Origin of the sequence: Streptomyces sp. NPDC059567 (genome assembly GCF_042735655.1) — a bacterium.
Lineage (GTDB): Bacteria > Actinomycetota > Actinomycetes > Streptomycetales > Streptomycetaceae > Streptomyces.
Genome location: NZ_JBHWBS010000032.1, coordinates 48,718 through 71,841, shown reverse-complemented (window position 1 = coordinate 71,841; position 23,124 = coordinate 48,718). Strand labels below are relative to the sequence as shown.

20 protein-coding genes are annotated in these 23,124 nt (G+C 73.1%); 11 read left to right on the top strand and 9 right to left on the bottom strand.

What is annotated here, in order from left to right; translation table 11 throughout:
• Positions 1-140: 140 nt before the first annotated feature.
• Positions 141-1,631, bottom strand: a complete 1,491-nt coding sequence (locus ACFVZW_RS17055; RefSeq protein ID WP_384521950.1) for an MFS transporter — start codon at positions 1,629-1,631, stop codon at positions 141-143.
• A 74-nt stretch (positions 1,632-1,705) separates the two neighbouring features.
• Between ACFVZW_RS17055 and ACFVZW_RS17050 the strand changes: the two genes are divergently transcribed.
• Positions 1,706-2,296 carry a CGNR zinc finger domain-containing protein gene (locus ACFVZW_RS17050; protein ID WP_384521949.1) on the top strand — a complete coding sequence of 197 codons (591 nt, stop codon included), beginning with the start codon at positions 1,706-1,708 and terminating at the stop codon, positions 2,294-2,296.
• Between the two features lie 74 nt (positions 2,297-2,370).
• Here ACFVZW_RS17050 and ACFVZW_RS17045 read toward each other — a convergent pair whose 3' ends face one another.
• From ACFVZW_RS17045 to ACFVZW_RS17010, 8 genes are all read right to left on the bottom strand, one after another.
• Entirely contained in the window at positions 2,371-3,516 is a 1,146-nt protein-coding gene (locus ACFVZW_RS17045) for an acyl-CoA dehydrogenase family protein (RefSeq protein ID WP_384521947.1), read from the bottom strand.
• Positions 3,513-5,156: an AMP-binding protein gene (locus ACFVZW_RS17040; RefSeq protein ID WP_384521945.1), complete on the bottom strand. Its 1,644-nt coding sequence runs from the start codon at positions 5,154-5,156 to the stop codon at positions 3,513-3,515. Before ACFVZW_RS17040 ends, ACFVZW_RS17045 begins: the two co-directional genes overlap by 4 nt.
• A complete protein-coding gene (locus ACFVZW_RS17035; RefSeq protein WP_384521943.1) occupies positions 5,153-6,121 on the bottom strand; it encodes a transketolase family protein in 969 nt (322 codons plus the stop codon). The genes ACFVZW_RS17040 and ACFVZW_RS17035 overlap by 4 nt, the downstream gene beginning before the upstream one ends.
• A complete protein-coding gene (locus tag ACFVZW_RS17030) occupies positions 6,118-6,900 on the bottom strand; it encodes a transketolase (RefSeq protein WP_384521955.1) in 783 nt (260 codons plus the stop codon). Before ACFVZW_RS17030 ends, ACFVZW_RS17035 begins: the two co-directional genes overlap by 4 nt.
• 233 nt (positions 6,901-7,133) lie before the next feature.
• Complete coding sequence (gene argC, locus ACFVZW_RS17025) at positions 7,134-8,159, bottom strand: N-acetyl-gamma-glutamyl-phosphate reductase (protein ID WP_384521941.1); 1,026 nt, start codon at positions 8,157-8,159, stop codon at positions 7,134-7,136.
• Positions 8,156-9,019, bottom strand: coding sequence for a RimK family alpha-L-glutamate ligase (locus ACFVZW_RS17020; RefSeq protein ID WP_384521939.1), 864 nt, complete (start codon positions 9,017-9,019; stop codon positions 8,156-8,158). Before ACFVZW_RS17020 ends, argC begins: the two co-directional genes overlap by 4 nt.
• A 44-nt stretch (positions 9,020-9,063) precedes the next feature.
• Positions 9,064-9,246: a lysine biosynthesis protein LysW gene (gene lysW, locus ACFVZW_RS17015; RefSeq protein WP_329115996.1), complete on the bottom strand. Its 183-nt coding sequence runs from the start codon at positions 9,244-9,246 to the stop codon at positions 9,064-9,066.
• Between the two features lie 136 nt (positions 9,247-9,382).
• The gene (locus tag ACFVZW_RS17010; protein WP_384521937.1) at positions 9,383-10,384 is read right to left on the bottom strand and encodes a LysR substrate-binding domain-containing protein; all 1,002 of its coding nucleotides are present in this window, start codon (positions 10,382-10,384) and stop codon (positions 9,383-9,385) included.
• A gap of 271 nt (positions 10,385-10,655) precedes the next feature.
• Between ACFVZW_RS17010 and ACFVZW_RS17005 the strand changes: the two genes are divergently transcribed.
• The 10 genes from ACFVZW_RS17005 to ACFVZW_RS16960 all read left to right on the top strand — a co-directional run bounded on the left by ACFVZW_RS17005 (position 10,656) and on the right by ACFVZW_RS16960 (position 23,114).
• Positions 10,656-11,549, top strand: coding sequence for a family 3 encapsulin nanocompartment shell protein (locus ACFVZW_RS17005; protein ID WP_384521935.1), 894 nt, complete (start codon positions 10,656-10,658; stop codon positions 11,547-11,549).
• Between the two features lie 619 nt (positions 11,550-12,168).
• Positions 12,169-13,215, top strand: a complete 1,047-nt coding sequence (locus ACFVZW_RS17000; RefSeq protein WP_384521933.1) for a sulfotransferase — start codon at positions 12,169-12,171, stop codon at positions 13,213-13,215.
• On the top strand, positions 13,212-13,982 hold the full coding sequence (locus ACFVZW_RS16995) for an SDR family NAD(P)-dependent oxidoreductase (protein WP_384521931.1): 771 nt from the start codon (positions 13,212-13,214) through the stop codon (positions 13,980-13,982). The genes ACFVZW_RS17000 and ACFVZW_RS16995 overlap by 4 nt, the downstream gene beginning before the upstream one ends.
• Before the next feature lie 135 nt (positions 13,983-14,117).
• Entirely contained in the window at positions 14,118-15,974 is a 1,857-nt protein-coding gene (locus ACFVZW_RS16990) for a M20/M25/M40 family metallo-hydrolase (protein WP_384521929.1), read from the top strand.
• The gene (gene cysC, locus ACFVZW_RS16985; RefSeq protein ID WP_384521927.1) at positions 15,971-16,600 is read left to right on the top strand and encodes an adenylyl-sulfate kinase; all 630 of its coding nucleotides are present in this window, start codon (positions 15,971-15,973) and stop codon (positions 16,598-16,600) included. The genes ACFVZW_RS16990 and cysC overlap by 4 nt, the downstream gene beginning before the upstream one ends.
• Positions 16,597-17,568 carry a sulfate adenylyltransferase subunit CysD gene (cysD, locus tag ACFVZW_RS16980; RefSeq protein WP_384521925.1) on the top strand — a complete coding sequence of 324 codons (972 nt, stop codon included), beginning with the start codon at positions 16,597-16,599 and terminating at the stop codon, positions 17,566-17,568. The genes cysC and cysD overlap by 4 nt, the downstream gene beginning before the upstream one ends.
• An 89-nt stretch (positions 17,569-17,657) precedes the next feature.
• Entirely contained in the window at positions 17,658-18,926 is a 1,269-nt protein-coding gene (locus ACFVZW_RS16975) for a sulfate adenylyltransferase subunit 1 (RefSeq protein ID WP_384521954.1), read from the top strand.
• A 122-nt stretch (positions 18,927-19,048) separates the two neighbouring features.
• Positions 19,049-19,189 (top strand): hypothetical protein, encoded by a 141-nt coding sequence (locus ACFVZW_RS16970; RefSeq protein ID WP_384521923.1) that lies wholly within the window; start codon positions 19,049-19,051, stop codon positions 19,187-19,189.
• Between the two features lie 61 nt (positions 19,190-19,250).
• Positions 19,251-21,524 carry a TOMM precursor leader peptide-binding protein gene (locus ACFVZW_RS16965; RefSeq protein WP_384521921.1) on the top strand — a complete coding sequence of 758 codons (2,274 nt, stop codon included), beginning with the start codon at positions 19,251-19,253 and terminating at the stop codon, positions 21,522-21,524.
• A 33-nt stretch (positions 21,525-21,557) separates the two neighbouring features.
• Positions 21,558-23,114 carry a SagB family peptide dehydrogenase gene (locus ACFVZW_RS16960; RefSeq protein WP_384521919.1) on the top strand — a complete coding sequence of 519 codons (1,557 nt, stop codon included), beginning with the start codon at positions 21,558-21,560 and terminating at the stop codon, positions 23,112-23,114.
• Positions 23,115-23,124: the final 10 nt, after the last annotated feature.

Genomic DNA, 23,124 nt, shown 5'->3' with positions numbered 1-23,124 from the left:
CCCCGGGCCCCCCGGGGCGGGGCCCCGGGCCGGCGCCCCCCCCCCCGCCATATTTATTCTCAGCGGGCTGCCCCCCCCCCCGCCCGGGGGCGGCCCCCCCCCCCCCGGCCCCCGCCGCCGCCGGAATCAACAGCTGGGACCTACTTCGCCGTGGCCGGAGCGCCGACCGTGGCCTTCTTCTCGCCGCCGCCGGCGGGGGCGGCGGCGGGGGCGGTGGCGGGGGCGGTGTGCGCGGCCGAGGCCACGGCGGTGCGCCGCAGACCGAGGACCGAGACCACGACGATGGCCACGGAGAGGCCGGTCGTGAACCAGAAGGCGCCCTGGAAGCCGCTGACGGGGATGGTCGCGACCTTGGCGCCGTGCACCACGCCGGCGAGGGCGACGCCGACCGCGAGGCCGATGCCGACACCCAGCTGACGGCTGGAGTTGAACAGACCGGAGGCCAGGCCCATCTGCGGCCCGCTGACACCGCTGGTGCCCGCGATGGCGGTGGAGATCATCATCACCGTCACACCGAGGCCGATCAGCACACCACCGGGCAGCACACCCAGCCAGTACGAGCTGTCCGCGGTGACCTGCGCCAGCAGCGCCGCACCGGCGGCCAGCAGCACACCACCGGCGATCAGCACGTTGCGGGCACCGAGCTTGTGGGTGAGCTTGACGACCGGGAGGCTCGCCAGGAAGACCACGAAGGCCTGCGGGAAGAAGCCCATGCTCGCCCGCAGAGCGGAGTAACCGAGCACCTGCTGCATGTACATGGTGATGAAGAAGGTCGACACCGACATCACGCCACCGGACAGGAACGCGATCCCGTTGCCCGCCGACAGCGCGCGGTTACGGAAGATCGACAGCGGCACGAGCGGCCCGGAGACCCGGGTCTGGACGATCAGGAAGGCGATCAGCAGGGCGGCGCCGCCGCCCAGCGAGACGAGGACGCTCGTCGCGCCCCAGCCCTCGTCGGAGGCCTCGGTCAGACCGTAGGTGAGGGCGCACATCGCCGAGGTGACCAGGATCGCGCCGGGCAGGTCCAGCTTGGCGGAGCCGGTGCCCTTGTGGTCGGCGAGGAGCCGGCGGGCGGCCAGGGCGACGAGCAGGATGCCGACCGGGACGTTGACGAGCATCACGGCGCGCCAGGTGAGGAACTCGGTGAGCAGGCCGCCCGCGACCACACCGCCGGTGAAGCCGGCCGAGGAGACCGCGCCGAAGACGCCCATCGCCTTCACGCGCTCGGGGCCCTCGGGGAAGCCGCCGGCGATCATCGCGAGGACCGCGGGGGAGACGGCCGCGGCCGACAGGCCCTGGACCGCGCGGGCGAGCACGAGGATCCACGGCTCGTTGGCGATACCGCCGACGAGCGAGGCGATCGTGAAGACCGCGAGACCGGTCACGAACATGCGCTTGCGGCCGAAGACGTCACCGGCACGGCCGCCGAGCAGCAGGAAGCCGCCGTAGAAGAGCGCGTACGCGCCGACGACCCACTGCAGTCCACTGGCGGTGAACCCGAGGTCACGCTGCATGGCGCCCAGGGCCACGTTCACGATGGCGAAGTCGAGGACGAGCATGAACTGTGCGGCGCACAGCAGGCCGAGCGGCGGCCGGGTGGACCCGGCCGTGCTGGTGGAGCTGGTCATGATGTTCCTTTCACGGGGAGAGATGCGGGAGCGGGGGATACCGGCGAAAGTGATTGGCCGGTAGGGTCTGCGGGATGCCGGAACCCAAGCGCGTGCGACAGCCGGGCGACCGTGAGGTGGCCCCCGGCCGGCTCGCTCTGGTGCAGTCCTTCGTCAACAGCGTCAATGTCGAGTTCGGGCCGGACGAGTTCACGTCCGTCGCGGGGCTGACGCGGTGGATGGTGCGGCAGGGCTTCCCCGCGGGAGCCCTCGCCCCCTCCGAGCCCGACCGCGTCGAGGCGGTCGAGGTCCGGGAGGCGCTGCGCGCCCTCATGCGGGAGAACAACGGAGCCGACGCCGACCCGGCGGCCCGCGCCGTCGTCGAACGCGTCGCCGCCGACTGCCCGTTGGTCCTGGCCTTCGGCGAGGACGGCGTCCCCGGCATGCGTCCCGGCTCCACCGGCACCCGGGGCATGATCGGCCGGATCCTGGCGATCGTCGTCGAGGCCGCAGGCGACGGTTCCTGGCAGCGCCTGAAGGCCTGTCACGAGCACCGCTGCGAGTGGGCCTTCTACGACCGGGCCCGCAACCGCAGCGGCCGCTGGTGCTCCATGGCCGTCTGCGGCACGCGCTCCAAGATGCAGACCTACCGTCAGGGGCTGCGCACCCCGGCCGGCGCCCGCTGACAGCAGCGCGGCCACGGACCGTACGGCGTCCGCCGGCCGTAACGCGCCGACCGGGCTCTCGGCCACCGGCGCGGTCACGGCGCGTACTCCTTGCCGAGCAGCATCCGGGCCACGGTCAGCTTGGTGGCCGCCGCGGTGCCGTCCGCGAGCTGGAGGCCGATGACGTCACGCAGCCGCTGGGCGACCGGGCCGTCCTCGCTCCATCCCTGGTGGCCCATGGTCAACAGCGCCTGGTGCACCGCCTCCACGGCCGCCTTCGGCGCCCACCACTTGGCCATGTTCGACGGGATGCGGGGATCCTCGCCCCGGTCCGCCTTCCACAGCGCCTCGAAGGAGACCAGCCGGGCCGCATGCAGCAGCGTGGTGTGCTCGACGAGCGGGAACACCACCGACTGGAAGCGGCTGATCGGCTGCCCGAAGGCGGTCCGCCCGGTCGCGTGCAGGTACGCCTCCGCGAGGGCGGCGTCCCCGACGGCGATCGCCATCAGCGCGATGTACGCCCGGGAGACCCCGAAGCCGCGCATCACCGCGCCGAAGCCCCCGCCGGGAGTCCCGACCAGCTCCTCGGGCCCGACCCGCAGACCGTCGAAGACGATCCGGCCGCGTCCGCCGGAGCGGCAGCCGAGGTCGGTCAGCGGCTCCTTGCGGACCCGGTCGCCGTCGAGCCGGGTGTAGAACGCGCTGATGCCGTGCGCGCCCTCACCGCCCGTCCGGGCGAAGACCAGCGCGTGGGTGGCATAGGCGGTGACCATGATCGAGGTCTTCTCGCCGGAGAGCAGCCAGCCGTCGCCGTCGGGCTCGGCGCGCATCTCGATGCCCGCCGCGTCCGTCCCGTGACCGGCCTCGGTCAGCGCGAGCGCCACCACGGCCTCGCCGCGGGCGATCGGCGGCAGCCAGCGCTCCAGCTGCTCCGGGCTGCCGTTGGCGGCCAGGACGCCGCCGATGAGCGCGGCGTTGAGCACGGGGAAGCACACGGACAGATCGGCCGCCGCCAGCTTCTCCAGCGCGATGCCCGCGCTGACCGCGTCGAGCCCCTGCCCGCCGTACTCCTCGGGCACCCGCAGCGCGAACAGGCCGGCCGCGGCCATGTCCTCGATCAGACCCGGACGGTACGTGCCGCGACGGTCGTTCTCCTGACGGTACGGGGCGATCTTCTCACCGGCGAACTCCTCTATGCGCTTGGCCAGTTCGTCCTGGAGCGCGGTGAAGGCGTAGTTCATGAGGCCGTGCGTCCTTCCTGGGCCCGGAGCCGGTCCCGCAGAGCGAATTTCTGGATCTTTCCGGAGGGGGTCCTCGGCAGCGCCGGCACCAGTTCCAGCCGCTCGGGCCAGTACGTACGCGCCATGCCGAGCCCCGCGAGATGGCTGCGCACGCCCTCCAGGTCGGGGGCGGCCGCGCCGGTGGTGACGAGGAACGCGCAGGCGCGCTCGCCGAGCCGCTGGTCCGGGTAGCCGACCACGGCGACGTCCTTGACCACGGGGTGGCGCAGCAGCGCCGCCTCGACCTCCACCACCGGGATGTTCTCGGCGCCCCGCATGATCACGTCCTTGACCCGGCCCGTGATCCGTATCCCGCCGTGGCCGTCGGCCCGGGCGAGATCACCGGTGTCGAACCAGCCGTCGGCGGTCACCGAGGCGTCGTACACGTCCTGGCGCCTGAAGTAGCCCAGGCACTGGGCGGACCCGCGCACCTGGAGGTGTCCGGGGATGCCCGGCGCCACCGGCTCGCCGTCCTTGCCGACGATCCGGACCTCCATGCCGGGCACGGTGGTGCCGTCGCTCTCGGCGGCGCGCAGCGGCGGCTGTTCGGGGCGGGTGACGGTGACACAGCCGTTCTCCGTCATGCCCCACAGCGCGTACACCCGGCAGCCGAGCACCTCGCGCGCGTCCTCCACGAGCAGCGGCGCTATCGGCGCGCTGCCCGTGGCGAAGCTGCGCAGCGCCGACAGGTCGTGCGGCGTCTCGCGCTGGGCGTAGATCAGGTCGGAGAGGAAGGTCGGAGCTCCCATGAAGAACGACACCCGCTGCTCCTGGAGCGTCCGCAGCATCTGCCGCGGATCCCAGCGGTCCACCTGCACGGCGGTCGCGCCGAGCAGCAGCGGCATCACGAAGTTCCAGGTGAAACCGGCCTGATGGGTGGTCGGCGATCCCATCGCGGTGACCTCGGAGCCGGTCAGACCGAGCACATCGGCCTGCGCCCTGTTCATCGAGTACAGGGTGTTGTGGCTGTGCAGCACACCCTTGGGCTCGCCGGTCGTCCCGGAGGTGAACATGATCTGGGCGGCGTCGTCCGGCCCGGCCTCGACCGTGTCGAGGGAGGCGAGCAGCTCCGGGTCCGGCTCGGGCTCGTACAGATCGCGTACGAAGTCCAGCGCACCGGCCTCGATGTCACCGGACCCGGCGCCGAGCAGCACCCGGTGGCGCAGGGTCGGCACGGCCTCGGCGATCTCGGCGGCCATCTCCCCGTAGGAGAAGCCGCGCACCTCGGCGGCGGCGATGTAGACCGGGCTCGCGGTGAGCCGGGTCATGAACTCCACCTCGCGGCGGCGCATCACCGGAACCACCGGGCCCGCGATCGCGCCGACCCGGGCGGCCGCCAGACAGAGCGCCACCAGCTCCCAGGAGTTGGGCAGCTGGAGCGTCACCACGTCACCGCGGCCCACCCCGAGCCGGAGCAGACCGACCGCGAGCCGGTCGACCCTGCGGGCCAGCTCGGCGTAGGTCAGGCTCTCCTGATCGGCGCCCCGGTAACAGACCAGAGCCGGCTTGTCCGGCTGCTCACGGGCCCAGCGGCGCAGATCGTGCAGGACGGTCTCGTCCCGCCACCAGCCGGCGGCGCGGTAGGTGTCGGCGGCGGTCAACGGATGCCTCCACGGCGTGAATCGAGCGAGGTACGGGCCCGCTCGGCGATCGCCCGCGCGCTCACCCCGCCCCGTTCGAGCAGATAGCGCTGGCTTCCGGCGACGGGGACGAACTCGTCCGGCAGCGCCATCCGGTGCACCCGCACCGGGCGTACGGCGCTGAGCGCCTCGGCGACGGCCGAGCCGAAGCCGCCGGAGCTCCAGTGCTCCTCCACGGTGATCACCGTGTCGCGCACACCGAGCGAGCTCAGCAGCGCCGGGGTGTCCAGCGGCTTGACGGTGTGCAGGTGCAGCACGTTCGCGGTGATGCCCTCGGACTCCAGCAGGTCGGCCGCTTCCAGGGCGGCGAGCGTGGGGTACGGCCCGCAGGCCGCCAGGGTGATGTCCGTACCGTGCCGCAACTGCTGGGCCTTGCCGAGCCGCACCGGCGGGCCGGCGGGCAGATCGGGGGTGGCGCCCCGGCCGAGCCGGAAGTAGACCGGGCCGCCCAGTGTGAGCGCCTGGCGCAGCAGGTCCTCCGTGCCGGCCGCGTCGCCCGGGACCACCACGGTCATGTGGGGCAGCGCCCGCATCACCGCGAGGTCCTCCAGGGCGTGGTGGGTCGGGCCCAGGTGCCCGGCCGACACCCCGGAGTGGGTGGCCGCGATCAGCACCGGAAGGTTGCCCATCGCGATGTCGATCTTCACCGCCTCCACCGCGCGGGAGGAGGCGAACGCCGCCATGGTGTTGACCAGCGGGATACGGCCCTCCCGGGCGAGACCGGCGGCCGTGCCCATCAGGGTGTGCTCGGCGATGCCGAGGTTGAGGTAGCGGTCGGCGGCGGAACCGAAGTCCACCCCGCCGAACAGCCCGGTGTCGCTGTCCAGGACGACCAACCGCGGCTCGCCGGGGAGCAGTTCGGCCACCGTGTCGCGGTAGACCTCACGGGCGGCGCGGACCGGAGCGGGGGCGGGAGCCGTGGTCATCGACGGTCACCGCCCGCCGGGGTGCCCGCCGAGGCGCGGACCGCGTTGAGCGCCCGCTGGTGCTGCCGTCCGCTCAGCCGGGCGTAGTGGCTCTTGGCCTGGCCCTCGATGAAGGGCACGCCCTTGCCCTTGACGGTGTGGGCGATGATCACGGTGGGCCTGTCCAGGTCCGCCGGCAGGGTCAGCGCACTCGTCAGCGCCTCGGCGTCGTGTCCATCGGCCTCCACGACGCGCCACCCGAAGGCCCGCCAGCGATCGGCCAGCGGCTCGAGGGAGTTGACGGACTCGGTGCCGCCGGTGATCTGGAGACCGTTGCGGTCGACGATCGCGGTCAGGCTGTTCAGCCGGTGCGCGGAGGCGACCGAGGCGGCCTCCCAGACCGAGCCCTCCTGGAGCTCGCCGTCGCCCATCACCACGAAGCAGCGACGGTCCGAGCCGTCGAGGCGGTTGGCCAGCGCGTAGCCGACGCCGAGGGCGAGACCGTGGCCGAGCGAGCCGGACGCGATCTCCACGCCGGCGATCTCGGGGTGCGGATGGGCCATCAGATGGCTGCCCGGCCTGGCGTACTCGTCGAGGTCCTCGGCCGGGAAGTAGCCGGCCTCGCAGAGCGTCGCGAACAGGGCGATGCCGCCGTGTCCCTTGCTCAGCAGCAGGACGTCGCGCTCGGGCAGGCCGGGGAAGCGGGGGTCGTGCCGCATCACCCGGAAGTACAGGACGGACAGGATCTCGACGAGCGACATCGACCCGCCCAGGTGGCCGCCCTCGGGGCCGGCGCACATGGCGACGATGTGCTCCCTGATCCGGCCGGTGATGTCGGCGAGCTCAGCCGCGTCGGGGCCGTGTGCGTCCGGGCGGCGCTCGTCGAGGCCGGTGCCGGTGAGATCGGTGCGGGCGGGGGCGCCCCGCAGCAGAGGCGGGCTGCTCATGCCTGGGTCCTTTCGGCTGGTACGTGAGGCGGCTGGTGGGTGGGGCGGGGCTGCTGAGGTGAGGCAGCCGGGGGTGCGGGTGACGGTCAGTTGGGGTGCAGGCCGGTGAACTCGAGACCGCGTGTCTCGGGCTCCCCGAAGCGCACGTTCATGCACTGCACCGCGTTGCCCGCGCCGCCCTTGACGAGGTTGTCCAGCGCCGCGATCACGGTGACGGTCGCCGCGCCCCGGTCCAGGGCGAACCCGACGTCGCAGAAGTTGGAACCGGAGAGGATCTTGGCGTCGGGGAAGCGGTGCATCCCGCGCCGGGCGGCGACGATCCGCATGAACGGCTCGTCGGCGTAGCGGCTCCGGTAGGCGGACCGGATGGCGCGCTCGTCGACACCGTCGGCGAGGGTCGACCGGCTGAGCAGCTGGACGCCGCGGACCGCTTCGACACCGGTCGCCGACATCCGGACGGTGTGCCCGGTGGCCTGGGCGATCTCCGCCTCGTGCCGGTGCCGGGTGGGGGCGAACACCCGGAGGGCGCCGCTGCGTTCGGCATGCAGGTTCTCCGCCCCGGCCTTGGCGCCCGAGCCGCTGGAGCCCGTCCGCGCGTCGACCGTGACGTCGCCCGTGATGAGCCCGGCCTCGGCCAGCGGGACGAGGGAGAGGATGCCGGCGGCGGCCATGCAGCCGGGCACGGAGATCCGGTCCGCGGTGCGCAGCCGCTCGCGGTGGAGCTCCGGAAGCCCCTGGACGAAGGTGCCGATGAGCCCGGGGGCCTCGTGCGAGGTGCCGTAGTAGTCCTCGTACACCTCGGGGTCGGCGAGCCGGAAGTCGCCGGAGAGGTCGATGACGACGTTCGCCTTGGTGAGGAACTCCGGCATCCGCTGCATCGTCTCGCGGTGGGGGGTCGCGAGGAACAGCACGTCGACGCGGGGGAGTTGCTCCTCGGACGAGAACGTCAGCCGGGTGCGTCCGCGCAGATTGGGGTGGACGCCGTCGATCTGACGCCCCTGGAGGGTGCGCGACGTGGCGGCCACCAGATCGACCTGGGGGTGGCTGACGAGCAGCCGCAGCAGCTCCCCGCCGATGTAGCCGGCCGCTCCCAGCACTGCCGCGCGGATCATGACTCTGCCTTTGCTGTCAGGAGGGCGGCGATGGCGTCCGCCACATCGAGGTCGGTTCCGTAGGTCGACTGCAGGCCGCGGAACTCGACCCGGTCGTTGACCTCCAGGACGGTGAGCCGGCCGCCCGGCTCCTCCAGGAGGTCCACCCCCGCCACGCAGGCGCCGACGGTGTCCGCCGCCGCGACCGCGAGCTCGGTGAGGTCCGTCTCGAGCGGGCAGCGCTCGCTGACCGCGCCGCGGGCCACGTTGGTGCGCCAGTCCTCGCTGCGTCGGTAGGTGGCCCCGACCGCCCGGCCGCCGACGACGAGGACCCGGATGTCCCGGTCCGCCTTGGCGACCTCGCGCTGGACGTAGACGATGTGCGACTGCGGGGAGGGCAGGGCCGCGAGGTGCTCGAGCACCGCCTCGGCCATCGCCCGGTCGGTCACCCGGGTGACGAGCCGCCCCCAGGAGCCGACCAGGGGCTTGATCACCGCGGGGTAGCCCAGCTCCTCCAGGGCCTTCAGGGCCGCGTCCGGGGTCAGGGCGAGCGTGGTCTCCGGGGTCGGCAGGCCTCGGGCGACCAGGGCCGCCGAGGTCTGCCACTTGTCCCCGCAGACGGCCGTGGCGGCGGCACTGTTGAGCACCGTCACGCCCGCCGACTCCAGAGCGGAAGCCGCGTACAGGGCACGGTAGTGACCCACTTCGCGGTTGAGCACGATCTGCGGGCCGTCCCAGGGCGTTCCGGCCCGGACCGACAGAGCGCGGGGGTCGATCTGTTCACAGGCGACGCCGCGCCTCTCCAGCGCGGTCAGGATGTTCTTCTCCTCGAACCGGACCCGGGAGGCGAGGACACCGAGTCGCGCTGCCGCAGAGCTCATCAGGGAATCTCCTTCTCGTCTTCTCGTCGGGATGGCCGGGCCCGTTACTCGCCCCAGTCCTCCTCGACCTCGGGGGCGAGCAGAAGTCGCGGCGGCTCGACGGACTCGATCTCCAGCTCCAGCCGGCATTCCGGGCACTCGACTATTTCGCTCACCCGCGCATCCGTTCCCAGCGACACCTCGGCGTCGCACTCGGGGCATTCGGGGGCGACCAGGGTTTCCTGCATGGCGATTTCCTCAATTCTTCCGTGGAGTTGGCGAATCGGAAATTACTGTAGTGCCGTTGCGACGCCCTATTCCGTGGTGCTCCGACGCATGATCTGATCGGAACGAGGGCGAATGCTTATGGAAGTGAAGGGGCCGTCAGGCCGCGGCGGTCGCGAGCACGGGAGCGCCGGCGGATCCGGACGGGTCCGAGGTCGGGGCCGTGTCGGCGGCCGGTGCGGACGTCGGGTCGGCGGGTGCGCCGGCATGCGTCTCCGCGGCCGCTTCCGAGACGAGCGGATAGCCCCTCAGAGCCTGGCGGAACGCCTTCTCCGCGATGGCGGTGAAGCCTTCCGGTACGCCTCCCGGAGCCAGCGCCATCGCCACCGGCAGCGGCCCGGGCGGCTCCGGAAGCCCGGGGCGTACGGACGGGGTCAGGCCCCACAGTTCGTCCCCGTTGGCGACCAGGCAGGTCATCCCGAGACCCGCCTTGGCGGCCGACCTCAGTCCGATCAGCTCGGTGCTCTCGTACGCCACCCGCCACTCGATGCCCGAGGCGTCGAGGACCTCGCGGACCCGGCTCCGCAGCGTGCAGGGCTCGGGGAAGAGCGCCAGGGGCAGCGCGCCCCGCTCCCCGTGGGCCGGCCGCCCGAACCAGGCCATGCGCATCCTGCCCAGCTCCCGGCAGTCCGTGCCGGCGGCGGGCGGATCGGCCTGGAGCAGCAGCGCCGCGTCGAGCTGTCCGCCGGCCAGCTGGGCCGCCAGCTCCTCGCTCGCCCCGGTCCGCACGCTCAGCTGTGCCTGGGGCATCCCCCGGTTCAGGAGCCGGAGGAACTCGGGCAGCACCTCCGCGAGCTGGCTCGACACCCCGATCGAGAGCATGAGCTGGCCGGCCTGCGGGATGAAGCGGTCGACGGCCTCGTCGTTGAGGGCCACCATCCGGCGGGCGTACCTCAGGAGCTCCTCGCCCCGCGGGCTGAGCCGCAGATTGCGTCCCGTGGAGGCGAACACCGGGCTCCGGATGAGACCGCTCAGCTGGCGTATCTGCTGGCTGACGGCGGGCTGGGTGATGTGCAGTGACTCCGCCGCCCTCCGGAAACCGCCGAGTTCGACGACGGCCACCAGAGTCCTCAGCCTGTTTATCTGCAAGTCGTGATGCATTCTCCCACCCACATCGTCGAAGGACGTTCCGTGAAGTCTGCGGCTCAGCCTAGGGTCGGCGGTTTCGACGGCGCCATGGATGCGGTCACGGGCTGGATGTGACATCTTCATGTGACGGGTGTGCAACGCTCAAGAACGGGGTCCGGGGCCGGAATCAACGCCCCTTATTCGAGCCATAAATACAAGCCATCGACTTTCTCCCTCGAAATGCCGTCGGGTGCCTAATGTGAATGGCCGACCGAACATTTCACCGAACACCCGAGGAGACGTCATGCTGGCAGCCACCGCCGATTCCGCAGTGCAGCAGGGAGTCCAGATACAGCTCGCCGACCCGGGCCTCGCCACCCGCAGCCCGGGCGAGGAGTTCGCCTGGTCGGTACGTGCCGCCGGCCCGGACCAGGACCACGAGGTGCCCTTCCGCGCCCATCTCCCGGCCGTCTTCCCGCTGTTCGCGACCCGTCCGCGGTACGCCGTGCGGCACCTGCTGAAGACCGCGTCGGTCGCCGACGCGCCCGTCACCTTCGTCCACGAGCCGCCGGCCGCCCGGCTGGCCGCCGCCGGCACCTCGTACCAGGCCACCCCCGAGGGTGCCTTCGCCCCGCGCCTCGAGCAGGCCGAGCTCACCGATCTGACGGTGCGCGTCCCGCTGCCCGCCGGGCTGCTCGACCAGCCGGCGCTGCTCGCGTCCTTCGTCGATTACCGCGTGCTGGTCCGGCTGTCCGTCGTGGAGAACGAGACGCTGCTGCACGGCAGCGCCGACAAGGCGATCGGCGGCCTGCTGAACCTTCCGGAGATCCGCCGCGGCACGCTCGGCGAGGACGTGTACGCCGCCATCACCGAGGCCGCCGCCGAGGTCGAGGAGACGGGCGGCTCCTGCGACGGGATCGTCGTCCACCCCTTCACGTACTGGGAGTTGGTCCGGGCCGGCGTCCTCGATCAGCTGGGCGCGGCAGGCATCACCGTCTCGCGCACCCGCATGATCCCGCGCGGCCAGATCCTCCTCGGCGACTTCCGGGCCGCCGTCACCCTGCTCGTCCCGGGTGTGGCCTCGCTGGCGCTGCGCCGCGGCGCGGGCCCGGACGGCTCCGACGCCATCGAGGCGACCAGCCGCATCGGTCTCGCCGTCCACCTGCCGCAGCACTTCCTGCTGCTGACCCGCGACTGACGCGGACCGACCCCGCGACCGACCCGCGACGACCACGTCCGAGGCGGACCGACCACGTCCGGGCGGACCGACCACGTCGGCACCGCGCCCGACCACGTCGGCTCCGTGCCTGACTAGGTCAGGCCCGCGCCCGACCACGTCGGCTCCGTGCCGGCCGCGTCAGGCCCGCGCTCGACCGAGTCGGCTCTGCGCCGACCAGGTCAGGCCCGTGCCCGGCCACGTCGGCTCCGTGCCCGGCCACGTCAGGCCCGTGCCCGGCCACGTCGGATCTGCGCCGACCGCCTCAGGCCCGCGCCCGACCACGTCGGCTCCGTGCCCGATCACGTCGGCTCCGTGCCGGCCGCGTCAGGCCCGTGCCCGACCGCGTCGGCTCTGCGCCGACCAGGTCAGGCTCTGTGCCCGACCACGTCGGCTCCGTGCCCGGCCACGTCAGGCCCGTGCCCGGCCACGTCAGGCCCGCGCCCGACCGCGTCAGGCCCGTGCCCGACCACGTCAGCTCCGTGCCCGGCCGCGTCAGGCCCGCGCCCGACCACGCCAGGCTCTGCGCCCGGCCACGTCAGGCCCGCGTCCGATCCGTGTCCGACCGTGTCGGTGGCACCACGAAGGGACCCCCACCACCATGACAGGCCCCTCCCCGCGCGTCCTCTACATCACCGGATGGATGCGCAGCGGCAGCACCCTGCTCGGCAACGTCCTCAACGAGATCCCCGGCGTCCGGCACGTCGGAGAGCTGTACTACCTCTGGCGCAACGGCGTCCTCGGCGCCGGCACCAACTCCAGCTGCGGCTGCGGCAGTCCGCTGCGCGAGTGCCCGCTCTGGGCCGGCGTCCTCGCGGGCCTGCCCGAGGGGTCCGCAGAGCACACCGCGCACCGGATGGCCACGCTCCAGCAGGCGCTGCTGCGCACCCGGCACACCCCCGCCCGGCTCGCCGAGGCCCGCGGTGAGCGCCCGACCGCCCCCGGCGTGACGGAGCTCCTCGACCACTCGGCCTCCGTCTACCGCCAGGTGGCCGCCCTCGGCGGCGACCGGCTGATCGTGGACGGCTCCAAGTACCCGGCGGAGGCGGCCGCCCTCCTGGGCCGCTCCGACCTGGACGTACGCGTGCTGCACATCGTGCGGGACCCGCGGGCCACCGCGCTGTCCTACCGCAGCGCCAAGGACTACATCGACCCCATGTCCCCGGCCCGCAGCAGCGGTTACTGGACCGCCTTCAACCTCGCCTCCGAACTGGTCGGCCGGACGGCGGGCGAGCGCTACCTGCGCATCCGCCACGAGGACCTGGCGCGCGACCCCCGCGAGGTGACGACCCGGGTCCTGCGCTTCGCGGGCCTCGACGACGAATCCCCGGTGGACGCATCCGGCCGGATCCCGCTCGGCGCCAACCACACCGTCACCGGCAACCCGGACCGGCTGCGCCGAGGCGTCACCCAGATCCGCCCCGACGAGCGCTGGCGCACCGCGCTGCCCGGCACCGACATCGCGGCGGCCACCGCGGCGGCCGCCCCCCTGCTGACCCGCTACGGCTACCCGCTCGCCCTCGTCCGCCCGTCCCGGACCACGGGCGCGGGCTCGGGCGCGGCCCAGGGCTCCGGCAGGAGCTCCGGACCCGCAAGCCGGCCGGCCTCGCGGACCTCGGGACCGCCCTCGCGAGGTGAGGCCTCGTGAACCTGGGCCTCTCCGGACGCTCCGCGCTGGTCGCCGCGTCCAGCAGCGGGATCGGTCTCGCGGTGGCCCGCGTCCTGGCCACCGAGGGCGCCGACGTGTCGATCTGCGGCCGTGACCCCGAGCGGCTGGCCCGCGCCCACAAGGAGGTGGACTCCTGCGGCACGGGCCGGGTGCTGAGCACGGTCGTGGACCTGAGCGACGAGGAGGCCGCCGCTGGCTGGGTGCGCCGCACCGCGACGGAGTTCGGCGCGCTGCACGTGGTCGTCACCAACTCCGGCGGGGTGCCCTTCGGCCCCGTGGAGGACTTCGAGGTCGCCGAGTACCGCGAGGCGGTCAACGCCAACCTGCTGCCCCACGTGTCGATCTCGCTGGCCGCCGCGCCGTATCTGCGGCACGCCGGCTGGGGCCGGATCGTCATGATCACCTCCGAGTCGGTGCGTCAGCCCCATCCGGGCAGCGGTCTGTCCTCGGTGGCCCGGCTCGGCGTCCTCGGGTTCGCCAAGGGCCTCGTGCACGCCTTCGGCCCGGCCGGAGTGACCGTGAACGTGCTGGCGCCCGGCTTCCACCGCACCCCGATCCTCGACGTCCAGTACGGCGACGAGGTCGAGGAGCGCCTGGCGGAGGTCGCCGCCGGGATCCCGCTGGGCCGGATCGGACGGGCCGAGGACCTGGGCGCACTGGTGGCCTTCCTCGCCAGCGAACAGGCCGCGTTCGTCACCGGCGCCGTACTGGTCGCTGACGGCGGCAACACCCGCGGCATCGGCTGACACCGGCCGCTCGCCCTCCACCGCCCGTAGGGCATCGCGGCTTGTCCGGCCCTGATCCGCCGGACACGTCGTGACCCGGGCAGCCCGCCCGCCCCAGGACCGTCCGCCCCCTCAACAGCCGAAGGAGTTCCGTACATGCCAGCCCTCGGGGAAGTCGCCAGCTCACGCGAGGCCGCGCTCTACGTGGTCAAGCTGGGCAGCGCCACCTTGCTCCACAGTCAGGTCTTCGACGAACTGCTCGAACTCAACCGGCGCGGCGCGCGCCTGCTCGTCATCGCCGGGGGAGCGGCCGGCATCCGGGAGCACTACCGGCGCACCGGCCGTGAGATCCGCACCCTGCTCTCCCGCAACGGCGACGAGATCCGCTACTGCCCGCCGGAGGAGATGCGGCACATCGTCGCCGCGTACGAGGAGGTCACCCTGCCCCTGGTGGAGGAGGAGCTGACCCGGCGCGGACTCTCCGTCTTCGCGGCGGTCGCCCGCACCGGCGCGCTCGTCAAGGCCACCGCCAACGGCCCGCTGCGCGTCCAGGAGGACGGCAGGACACGGGTGATCCGCGACCACCGCGCGGGCACCGTCAGCTCCGTGGACGTCCCCAGGCTGAACGGCCTGCTCGCCACCTTCGACGTCGTCTGCCTCTCCCCGCCGGTCGCCGACGCCGACGGCGGTACGGCGCTCAACGTGGACGCCGACGTGCTCGCCGCCGAGGCCGCGCTCGCCCTGGACGCCGACCATCTGCGGCTGGTCACCGGCACCGCCGGACTGCTCACGGACCCGGCCGACCCGACCAGCAGCCTGCGCCACCTCACCGAGGGCGAGGGCCGGCACTACGCCAAGGGCCGGATGCGCCAGAAGGTCAGGGCCGCCGAGATCGCCCTCAAGGGCACCTCCGACACCGCAATCACCGGGCCGCACACGCTGTCCGCCGCCGGCGCCACCTGGTTCTGGCGGGCCCCCGCCCCCGCCCCCGACCTCGATCTGCTCGCCCGCACGGTGGAGCTGTCCTCCGTCTCGCGCGACGAGCGGGAGATCGCCGAGTTCCTCGCCGAGTGGTGCGCGGAGCGCGGCATCAAGGCGGAGATCGACGCCGCGAACAACCTGGTGGCCACCAAGGGGGCGGGCCCCCGGCGACTGCTGATGCTCGGTCACCTGGACACCGTCCCGCACCGCTGGCCCGTCCGCTGGGACGGCGAGGTGCTGTCCGGGCGCGGCTCCGTGGACGCCAAGGGCAGCCTGGTGACGTACCTCCAGACCCTGGCCGACTTCGACCCGCCCGAGGGGGTCGAGGTGCGGGTGATCGGCGCCGTCGAGGAGGAGATCACCGGCGCCGGTGCCTTCCACGTCCGCGACGCCTACCCTGCCGACGCGGTCGTCGTGGGCGAGCCCAGCGGCGCCGAGGCCCTCACCCTCGGCTACTACGGCCTGGTCAAGGTCCGGTACGGCGTGGAGGAACCCACCGGGCACACGGCCGGCGAGGGCGTCCGTACCGCGGGCGACCGGATGGTCGAAGTGCTCGCCAAGGTCCCGGGGACGGTGGCCGGACTCCACCCGGACGCGCTCACCGCGGTGCTCGGCGTACGGGCCCTCAACCAGGGCGACGCCCAGGTCGGCGAGGCCGTCGTGGACGTCCGCGTACCCCCGGGTCTGGACGTGGAGACGACCGTGGACGCGCTGTGCGCGCTCGCGACCGCCCCCGTGCGGATCGACGTCCTGCGGGCCACCCCCGGAGTGACCACCGGACGCACCAGTCCGCTGGTCAAGGCCTTCCAGCGGGCCTTCAGGGCGGAGGGGATCACCCCTCGGTACCTGATGAAGAAGGGCAGCAGCGACATGAACACGCTCGCCACCACGTGGCACGGCGTCGCCATGGTCGCCTACGGCCCCGGTGACGCGAAGCTCGACCACACCCCCGACGAACACCTGCACGCGGACGAGTTCCGGCGGGCCCAGCGCCTGCTGGCCGCCGCGGTCCGAGAATGGAGCTTGCTGTGACCGTCCTGACGGCCGCCCCCGGGCACGACCGCGCGGCCCCCGCCGTCCACTGCACCTGCTACCCCGGCTCGACCCTCTGGCTGACCGGCCTGCCCAGCGCGGGCAAGACCACCCTCGCGTACGCCACCGCCGAACTGCTGCGCTCGCACGGCAGACGCGTGGAGGTCCTCGACGGCGACGAGCTGCGCCGGACGTTCTCGGCCGGCCTCGGCTTCTCCCGCGCCGACCGGATCGACAACGTCGAGCGCATCGGCCGGGTCGCCCAGGTGCTCGCCCGCAACGGTGTGACCGTCCTCGTCCCGGTGATCGCGCCGTACGCGGAGTCCCGCGACACGGTGCGCTCCTGGCACCGGGAGAGCGGCACCGACTTCCTGGAGGTCCATGTCGCCGCACCGCTGTCGGTCTGCGCCCGACGGGACGTCAAGGGCCTGTACGCCCGGCAGGCGGCCGGCGAGATCAGCGGCCTGACCGGTGTGGACGACCCGTACGAGGAGCCGGCCGCACCCGACCTGAGGATCGCCTCGCACACCCAGAGCGTCGCCGAGTCCGCGCAGGAACTGCTCGATCTGCTCACCCGGCGGGGGCTCCTCGCCGGCGCGGACGAGAAGGAGAGGAGTGCCGCATGACCGCCACGACCGTCACCTCGGCCGCCACCACGTTCGCCGCCCCGTCGCTGCCCCCCGTCCGGACCGGCGACGCCTTCGGGCTCTCCCACCTCGACGCCGTCGAGTCCGAGGCCGTGCACATCTTCCGTGAGGTCGCGGGCGAGTTCGAGCGGCCGGTGATCCTCTTCTCCGGCGGCAAGGACTCGATCGTCATGCTCCACCTGGCGCTCAAGGCCTTCGCACCCGCGCCGCTGCCCTTCTCCCTGCTGCACGTCGACACCGGGCACAACTTCCCCGAGGTCCTCGACTACCGCGACCGTGTGGTCGCCGAGCACGGCCTGCGGCTGCACGTCGCCCGGGTGCAGGACTTCATCGACGACGGCCGGCTGCGCGAGCGCCCGGACGGCACCCGTAACCCGCTGCAGACCGTCCCGCTGCTCGACGCCATCGCCGGCGGCCGCTACGACGCGGTGTTCGGCGGCGGCCGGCGCGACGAGGAGAAGGCCCGCGCCAAGGAGCGGGTGTTCTCGCTGCGCGACGAGTTCGGCGCCTGGGACCCCCGGCGCCAGCGCCCCGAGCTGTGGTCGCTGTACAACGGCCGCCACGCCCCCGGCGAGCACGTCCGGGTCTTCCCGCTCTCCAACTGGACCGAGCTCGACGTCTGGCAGTACATCCAGCGCGAGAACATCGCCCTGCCGGAGATCTACTACGCCCACCACCGCGAGGTCTTCGCCCGCGACGGCATGTGGCTGGCCCCCGGCGACTGGGGCGGCCCGCGCGCCGACGAGCAGCTGGAGACCAGGCTCGTCCGCTACCGCACGGTCGGCGACATGTCCTGCACCGGGGCCGTGGAGTCCACCGCCGCCACCGTCGAGTCCGTGATCGCCGAGATCGCCGCCTCCCGGCTCACCGAACGCGGCGCGACCCGCGCCGACGACAAGCTCTCGGAAGCCGCCATGGAAGACCGCAAACGCGAAGGGTACTTCTAGCCGTGAACCTCACCGAAGCTCCGAACACCGCGCCGTACCCGACCGGTCCGCATGCCGCCGACCAGCGCGCCGCCGACCCGCACAGGGCCGTGGACACCCTGCGGTTCGCCACCGCCGGCTCCGTCGACGACGGCAAGTCCACCCTGGTGGGACGCCTTCTGCACGACTCAAAGTCGGTCCTCGCCGACCAACTGGAGGCCGTCGAGGCCGCGTCCCTCAAGCGCGGCCAGGAAGCACCCGACCTGGCACTCCTCACCGACGGACTGCGCGCCGAGCGCGAGCAGGGCATCACCATCGACGTGGCCTACCGCTACTTCGCCACCGCCCGCCGCCGGTTCATCCTCGCCGACACCCCGGGGCACGTGCAGTACACCCGGAACATGGTCACCGGCGCCTCCACGGCCGACCTCGCCCTCGTCCTCGTCGACGCCCGCAACGGGGTCGTCGAGCAGACCCGCCGCCACCTCGCCGTCGCCGCCCTGCTCCGTATCCGCCACGTCACCCTCGTGGTCAACAAGATGGACCTGGTGGGCTGCTCGGAGGAGGTGTTCGCCCGCACCGCCGCCGCGTTCTCCGAGTGCGCCGCCGCCCTCGGCGTCGAGCGGGTGACCGCCATCCCGATCTCGGCCCTGGCCGGCGACAACGTCGTACGCCCCTCGGAACGCATGGACTGGTACGCGGGCCCCACGGTGCTCGAACACCTGGAGTCGGTACCGGTGGGCGCCGATCCCCGTACCGAGTCCGCCCGGCTGCCGGTCCAGTACGTCATCCGGCCGAACACCGCCGCACACCGCGACTACCGCGGCTACGCGGGGCAGATCACCTCCGGTGTGCTCCGGGTCGGCGACCGGGTCACCGCCCTGCCGTCCGGCGCGGTCAGCACCATCGCGGCCATCGACACCCTGGACGGCACCGTCACCGACACCGCCTGGGCGCCCCAGTCCGTGACGGTCCGGCTGACCGACGACCTCGACATCGCCCGGGGCGACCTGCTGGCCCCGGCCGCCGCCGCGCCTCCCGCCGTCCGGCTGCTGACCGCCACCGTCTGCCATCTCGGCGAGCAGCCCCTCCACGCCGGCCGGCAGGTCCTGCTGCGGCACACCACCCGCACCGTGCGGGCGGTGGTCGTGGAGATCACCTCACGGCTCGACCTCCAGGACCTCTCCGCCCGCCCCGGGCCCGACAACCTCGGCGTCAACGACATCGGCCGGATCGTCGTCCGCACCGCCGAACCGCTCGCCCTGGACGGCTACGCGGACTTCCGGCGCACCGGTTCGTTCCTGCTCATCGACCCCTCCGACGGCAGCACCCTCACCGCCGCGATGGCGGACGGACCGGCCTCCGCGGAAGGGGCGTGACGCCATCGCGAGATGACCATGAGAACTTCATGTCGGCCCGGTGACACAGGCACTGTCGGCCCTTCCCGGCGCCCAGCAGACTCTTCCCCGTCAGCAGGTCAACGACTCCAGGAAGGGCCGACATGAACCTCACCGTCGCCACCGCCGTCACCGCCACCCCGGTCACCGAGGACCTGGTCATCGAGGACTTCGGCGCCATGGCCACCGAGCAGTACCAGCCCGGTACGTGCATCTGCTGGATGGGCGACTCGGTCGCGGAGTAACCCTCCGCACCCCGACGCACACAACCGACCGCAGGCCGCACACCAGACAGGGGGAAACACGGTGGCACACCGCCAGGGAACCACGACCGGACTCGGGTTCAAGGCTCATCTGAAGGCCGAAGTCGTCCCCGGGGAGGGCGTGTTCCTCATATCCGAGCGTGGAGTGACCGCGCTGCGAGGATCCTGCGTCACCGCTCTCGCCCCGCTGCTCGACGGCACCCGCAGCCTCGACCGTCTGATCGCCGACGCCGCCGGATCCCTCCCCGCCGACCAGGTGCGCCAGGTCGTCACCCGGCTCCTCGGCTCCGGACTGCTCGCCCACCGGGCGCCGGACGCGGCCACCGCCGGCTCGGGCGAGGCGTTCTGGGAACTGGCCGGAGTGGACGGCGGCGAAGCCGCCCGCCGCACCGGCAGCGCAGCCGTCGCCGGCCTCGGCCGCGGCACGGAGGCGGGCGCCGGCACCGAGGAACTGCTCGCCGCACTGGCCGCGGCCGGCCTGCGCATCCACCGCGCCGACACGGACACCGAACCCCCCGGTCTGGCCGTCGTCCTCTGCGACAGCTATCTCGACCCCGCGCTGGCCGAGCTCGACGCCACCTACCGTGCCAGTGGCACCCCCTGGCTGCCCGTCCGGCTGACGGGCGAACAGCCCTGGATCGGCCCGGTGTTCCAGCCGGACGACGGACCGTGCTGGCATTGCCTGGCCGAACCCCTGCGCCGCAACCGCCCCGCCGAGACCTATCTCGGCCAGGCCCTCGGACGCCCCGTCAGCGTGCCGCCCTCCGGTCTCGCCGCGGGCCGCGCCGTCGGGCTCCACCTGGCCTGCCTCGAAGCGGTCAAGTGGATGGCGGGACATCGCCACTCCGGCCAGAACGCGCTGTGGACGATGGACACCCTGACCCTGGCCGGCCGCCACCATCCCGTACGCCGCCGCCCCCAGTGCCCCTCCTGCGGCGACCCCGAGGTGACCGCCCGCCGGATCTGGGCACCGGTCCGGCCGGTCAGCCGGCCCAAGTCCGGCACCGGCACCGGCGAGCGGTCCCTGACCCCCGAGGAGATGCTGGAGACCTACGGCCACCTGGTGGACGAACTGACCGGCGTGGTCAAGGAGGTGCGCCGCGACCGGCGCGACCCCGGCTTCCTCAACTGCTTCCACTCCGGACACAACCCGGCCACCTCGCCGACCGGACTCGCCGCGGTCCGCGCCGGCCTGCGCAGCCACAGCTCCGGCAAGGGCACCACCCCGCTGCAGGCCCGGGTCGGCGCCCTCTGCGAGGCCGTCGAACGCCACAGTGGCTACCGGCAGGGCGACGAACCCACCCTCCGCGCCACCTACCGCGAGGTCGCCGACCGCGCCGTCCACCCCGACACGGTCCAGCTGTTCCACCCCCGCCAGTTCCCCGACCGCGCCACCTGGAACGCCGAGCACGGCCCGGCGCACCGGATCGTCGCACCCTTCGACGAGGACACCCCGGTCGACTGGACCCCCGTCTGGTCGCTCACCGAGGACCGCCACCGGCTGCTGCCGACCTCGATGCTCTACTACGACGCGCCCTGCCCCACCGGCTTCTTCTCCGCCCACTCCAACGGCACGGCCGCCGGCAGCTCCCGCGAGGACGCCATCGTCCAGGGCTTCCTGGAGCTCGTCGAACGCGACGCCGTGGCCCTGTGGTGGTACAACCGCACCCGCCAGCCCGGAGTGGACCTCGCATCCTTCGGCGACCCCTGGATCGAGAAGACCCGGGCCGCCCACGCCGACCTGGACCGCGAGCTCTGGGTGCTCGACCTCACCAGCGACCTCGGCGTCCCCGTCTTCGCCGCGCTCTCCCGGCGTACCGACAAGCCCGCCGAGGACATCACCCTCGGATTCGGCGCCCACTTCGACCCCCGGGTGGCGCTGCGAAGAGCCGTGGCGGAGGTCAACCAGATGCTGCCGCCGGTCGTCAACGTGACCGCGGACGGCGCCGGTTACACCTGCGACGACTCCGCCGCGCTGAACTGGTGGAGGTCCGCCACCACCGCCGACCAGCCCTATCTGCTCCCGTCGGGACCGGACCGTACACCCGCCGACTTCCCGTACACGCCGCGCGCCGACCTGGCCGACGACGTGGCCGCGGCGGCGGAGCTGGCCCGCGGACTCGGCAGCGAACTCCTGGTCCTCGACCAGACCCGGGCCGACATCGGGCTCCCCGTCGTCAAGGTGGTCGTGCCCGGACTGCGTACCTTCTGGACCCGCTTCGCCCCCGGCCGGCTGTACGACGTCCCGGTACGTCTGGGCCGGCTGGCCACCCCCACCCGCTACGAGGACCTCAACCCGGTCCCTCTCTTCCTGTAACACCCGTCGCGCGCCATCCGTGAGGTCCCGGCCATGAAGTCATCCGCCCCACCCGCCCCGCGGGAAACCCGACTGATCGAACTGTGGTCGCTCCGCGAGGACACCACGGTGGAGACTGCGGCGGACGATCCCGGGACCGGCCTCGTCAGCACCCGCTGGGACGAGATCCGGCTGCCGTTCGCCGACCCGGTGATCTCGCGCGCCCTGGAACGCATGACGTACGGCCCGGTGTCGCTGGACAACGTCCTGCCGGGCTTCAGCGACGCCGGGTCCCTCCCCGGCGACCCGCGCCGCGCCGCACTCCGGGCCACCCTCGACTCGGTACGGCACGCGGTGATCCGCACGCTCGCCCTGTCCGACGGCACCGAACAGCTGGCGGTCGTGCCGATCGTGCGCGAGGCCCGGTTCGCCCCCGGCAGGCCGCCGCTGGACGCCGTCCACCGGCTGTCCCGGTTCGCCACCCTGCGGGTCGGCTCCCGGGACATGATCCTCGAATCACCGCTCAGCGCCCACCGGGTGCTGCTCCACACCCCGCAGGCGATGTGGCTGGTCAGCTGCTACGTACGCCCCACCTCGGTCCTCGACACGGCCCGACTCCTCGACGTCCCGGTGGACGTCGTGCGCACCGCGGTCGGCTATCTGGAGGCGTCCGGGATGCTCGTGCCCGGGACGCCCCGGGGGCGCTCCGACGGCCGCACCACCGGAGCGGAGGGCCGGGGGGCGTACGCCGTCACCTTCGCCGAGGACCGGGACCCCGCACTGGAGCACTGGTCGCCGCGCGAGCTGATGCTGCACAACCGCAGCCGGCCGGGCCTGCACGACGAGCCGCTCGGCCTCGACGTCAAGGACGGCGCGACCGCGCGGGAACACCCGGCGCCCGGCGGCGCGCCCCTGACGCTGCCGGTGCCCGACCTCGACCTGGTGCTCGCCCGGGATCCCCGTCTGACCACCGTGCTCGAATCCCGCCGCTCGGTCCGCCCGGACGGCGGACTGCCGCTGTCCCTGGCCCAGTTGGGGGAGCTGCTCTACCGCTCCGCCCGGGCCAGGCCGGCCGCCGGGCGCCCGTACCCGAGCGCCGGCTCGGTCTACCCGCTGGAGCTGTACGTCACGGTCGCGGGCTCCACCGAACTGCCGCGCGGGGTCTACCACTACGACCCGGCCGGGCACACCCTCTTCCCGCTCGGCACCGAGCCGATCCTGGTGGACGCCCTGCTGGGCGAGGCCGGCGCCAACGCCGGGCTGAGCGAGGAGCCGCCCGTCCTGATCAGCATGACGGCCCGGTTCCGCCGTATGAGCACCGCCTATCCGGGCAGCGCCTACAGCGTGCTCCTCAAGGAGGTCGGGGCGCTCCAGCAGACCCTGTACCTGGTCTCCACGGCCATGGGCATCGGGCCGTGCGCCCTGGCGTTCGGCGACACCGCGACCTCGGCGCGCGCCTTCGGGCTCGACTGGCGCGCCGAGTCGGGCGTCGGCGAGTTCGTCCTGGCCGCGCTGCCGACCGGCGCCGTCTCCGCGGAACACCAAGTCCCCGGCGCTTCAGGCGGATTGGGCGCGAGAGGTTCCCGACCGGAGATACCTCCCAGTCCGTAACCTACTCGGC

Coding starts and splice junctions, on each gene's coding strand:
- ACFVZW_RS16990 (WP_384521929.1), top strand. CDS start 14,118: ATGCCAGCCCTCGGGGAAGTCGCCAGCTCACGCGAGGCCGCGCTCTAC.
- ACFVZW_RS17010 (WP_384521937.1), bottom strand. CDS start 10,384: ATGCATCACGACTTGCAGATAAACAGGCTGAGGACTCTGGTGGCCGTC.
- ACFVZW_RS17050 (WP_384521949.1), top strand. CDS start 1,706: ATGCCGGAACCCAAGCGCGTGCGACAGCCGGGCGACCGTGAGGTGGCC.
- cysD (WP_384521925.1), top strand. CDS start 16,597: ATGACCGCCACGACCGTCACCTCGGCCGCCACCACGTTCGCCGCCCCG.
- ACFVZW_RS17000 (WP_384521933.1), top strand. CDS start 12,169: ATGACAGGCCCCTCCCCGCGCGTCCTCTACATCACCGGATGGATGCGC.
- ACFVZW_RS17005 (WP_384521935.1), top strand. CDS start 10,656: ATGCTGGCAGCCACCGCCGATTCCGCAGTGCAGCAGGGAGTCCAGATA.
- ACFVZW_RS16970 (WP_384521923.1), top strand. CDS start 19,049: ATGAACCTCACCGTCGCCACCGCCGTCACCGCCACCCCGGTCACCGAG.
- argC (WP_384521941.1), bottom strand. CDS start 8,159: ATGATCCGCGCGGCAGTGCTGGGAGCGGCCGGCTACATCGGCGGGGAG.
- ACFVZW_RS17030 (WP_384521955.1), bottom strand. CDS start 6,900: ATGTGCGCCGGCCCCGAGGGCGGCCACCTGGGCGGGTCGATGTCGCTC.
- ACFVZW_RS17020 (WP_384521939.1), bottom strand. CDS start 9,019: ATGAGCTCTGCGGCAGCGCGACTCGGTGTCCTCGCCTCCCGGGTCCGG.
- ACFVZW_RS17035 (WP_384521943.1), bottom strand. CDS start 6,121: ATGACCACGGCTCCCGCCCCCGCTCCGGTCCGCGCCGCCCGTGAGGTC.
- ACFVZW_RS17045 (WP_384521947.1), bottom strand. CDS start 3,516: ATGAACTACGCCTTCACCGCGCTCCAGGACGAACTGGCCAAGCGCATA.
- lysW (WP_329115996.1), bottom strand. CDS start 9,246: ATGCAGGAAACCCTGGTCGCCCCCGAATGCCCCGAGTGCGACGCCGAG.
- ACFVZW_RS17055 (WP_384521950.1), bottom strand. CDS start 1,631: ATGACCAGCTCCACCAGCACGGCCGGGTCCACCCGGCCGCCGCTCGGC.
- ACFVZW_RS16960 (WP_384521919.1), top strand. CDS start 21,558: ATGAAGTCATCCGCCCCACCCGCCCCGCGGGAAACCCGACTGATCGAA.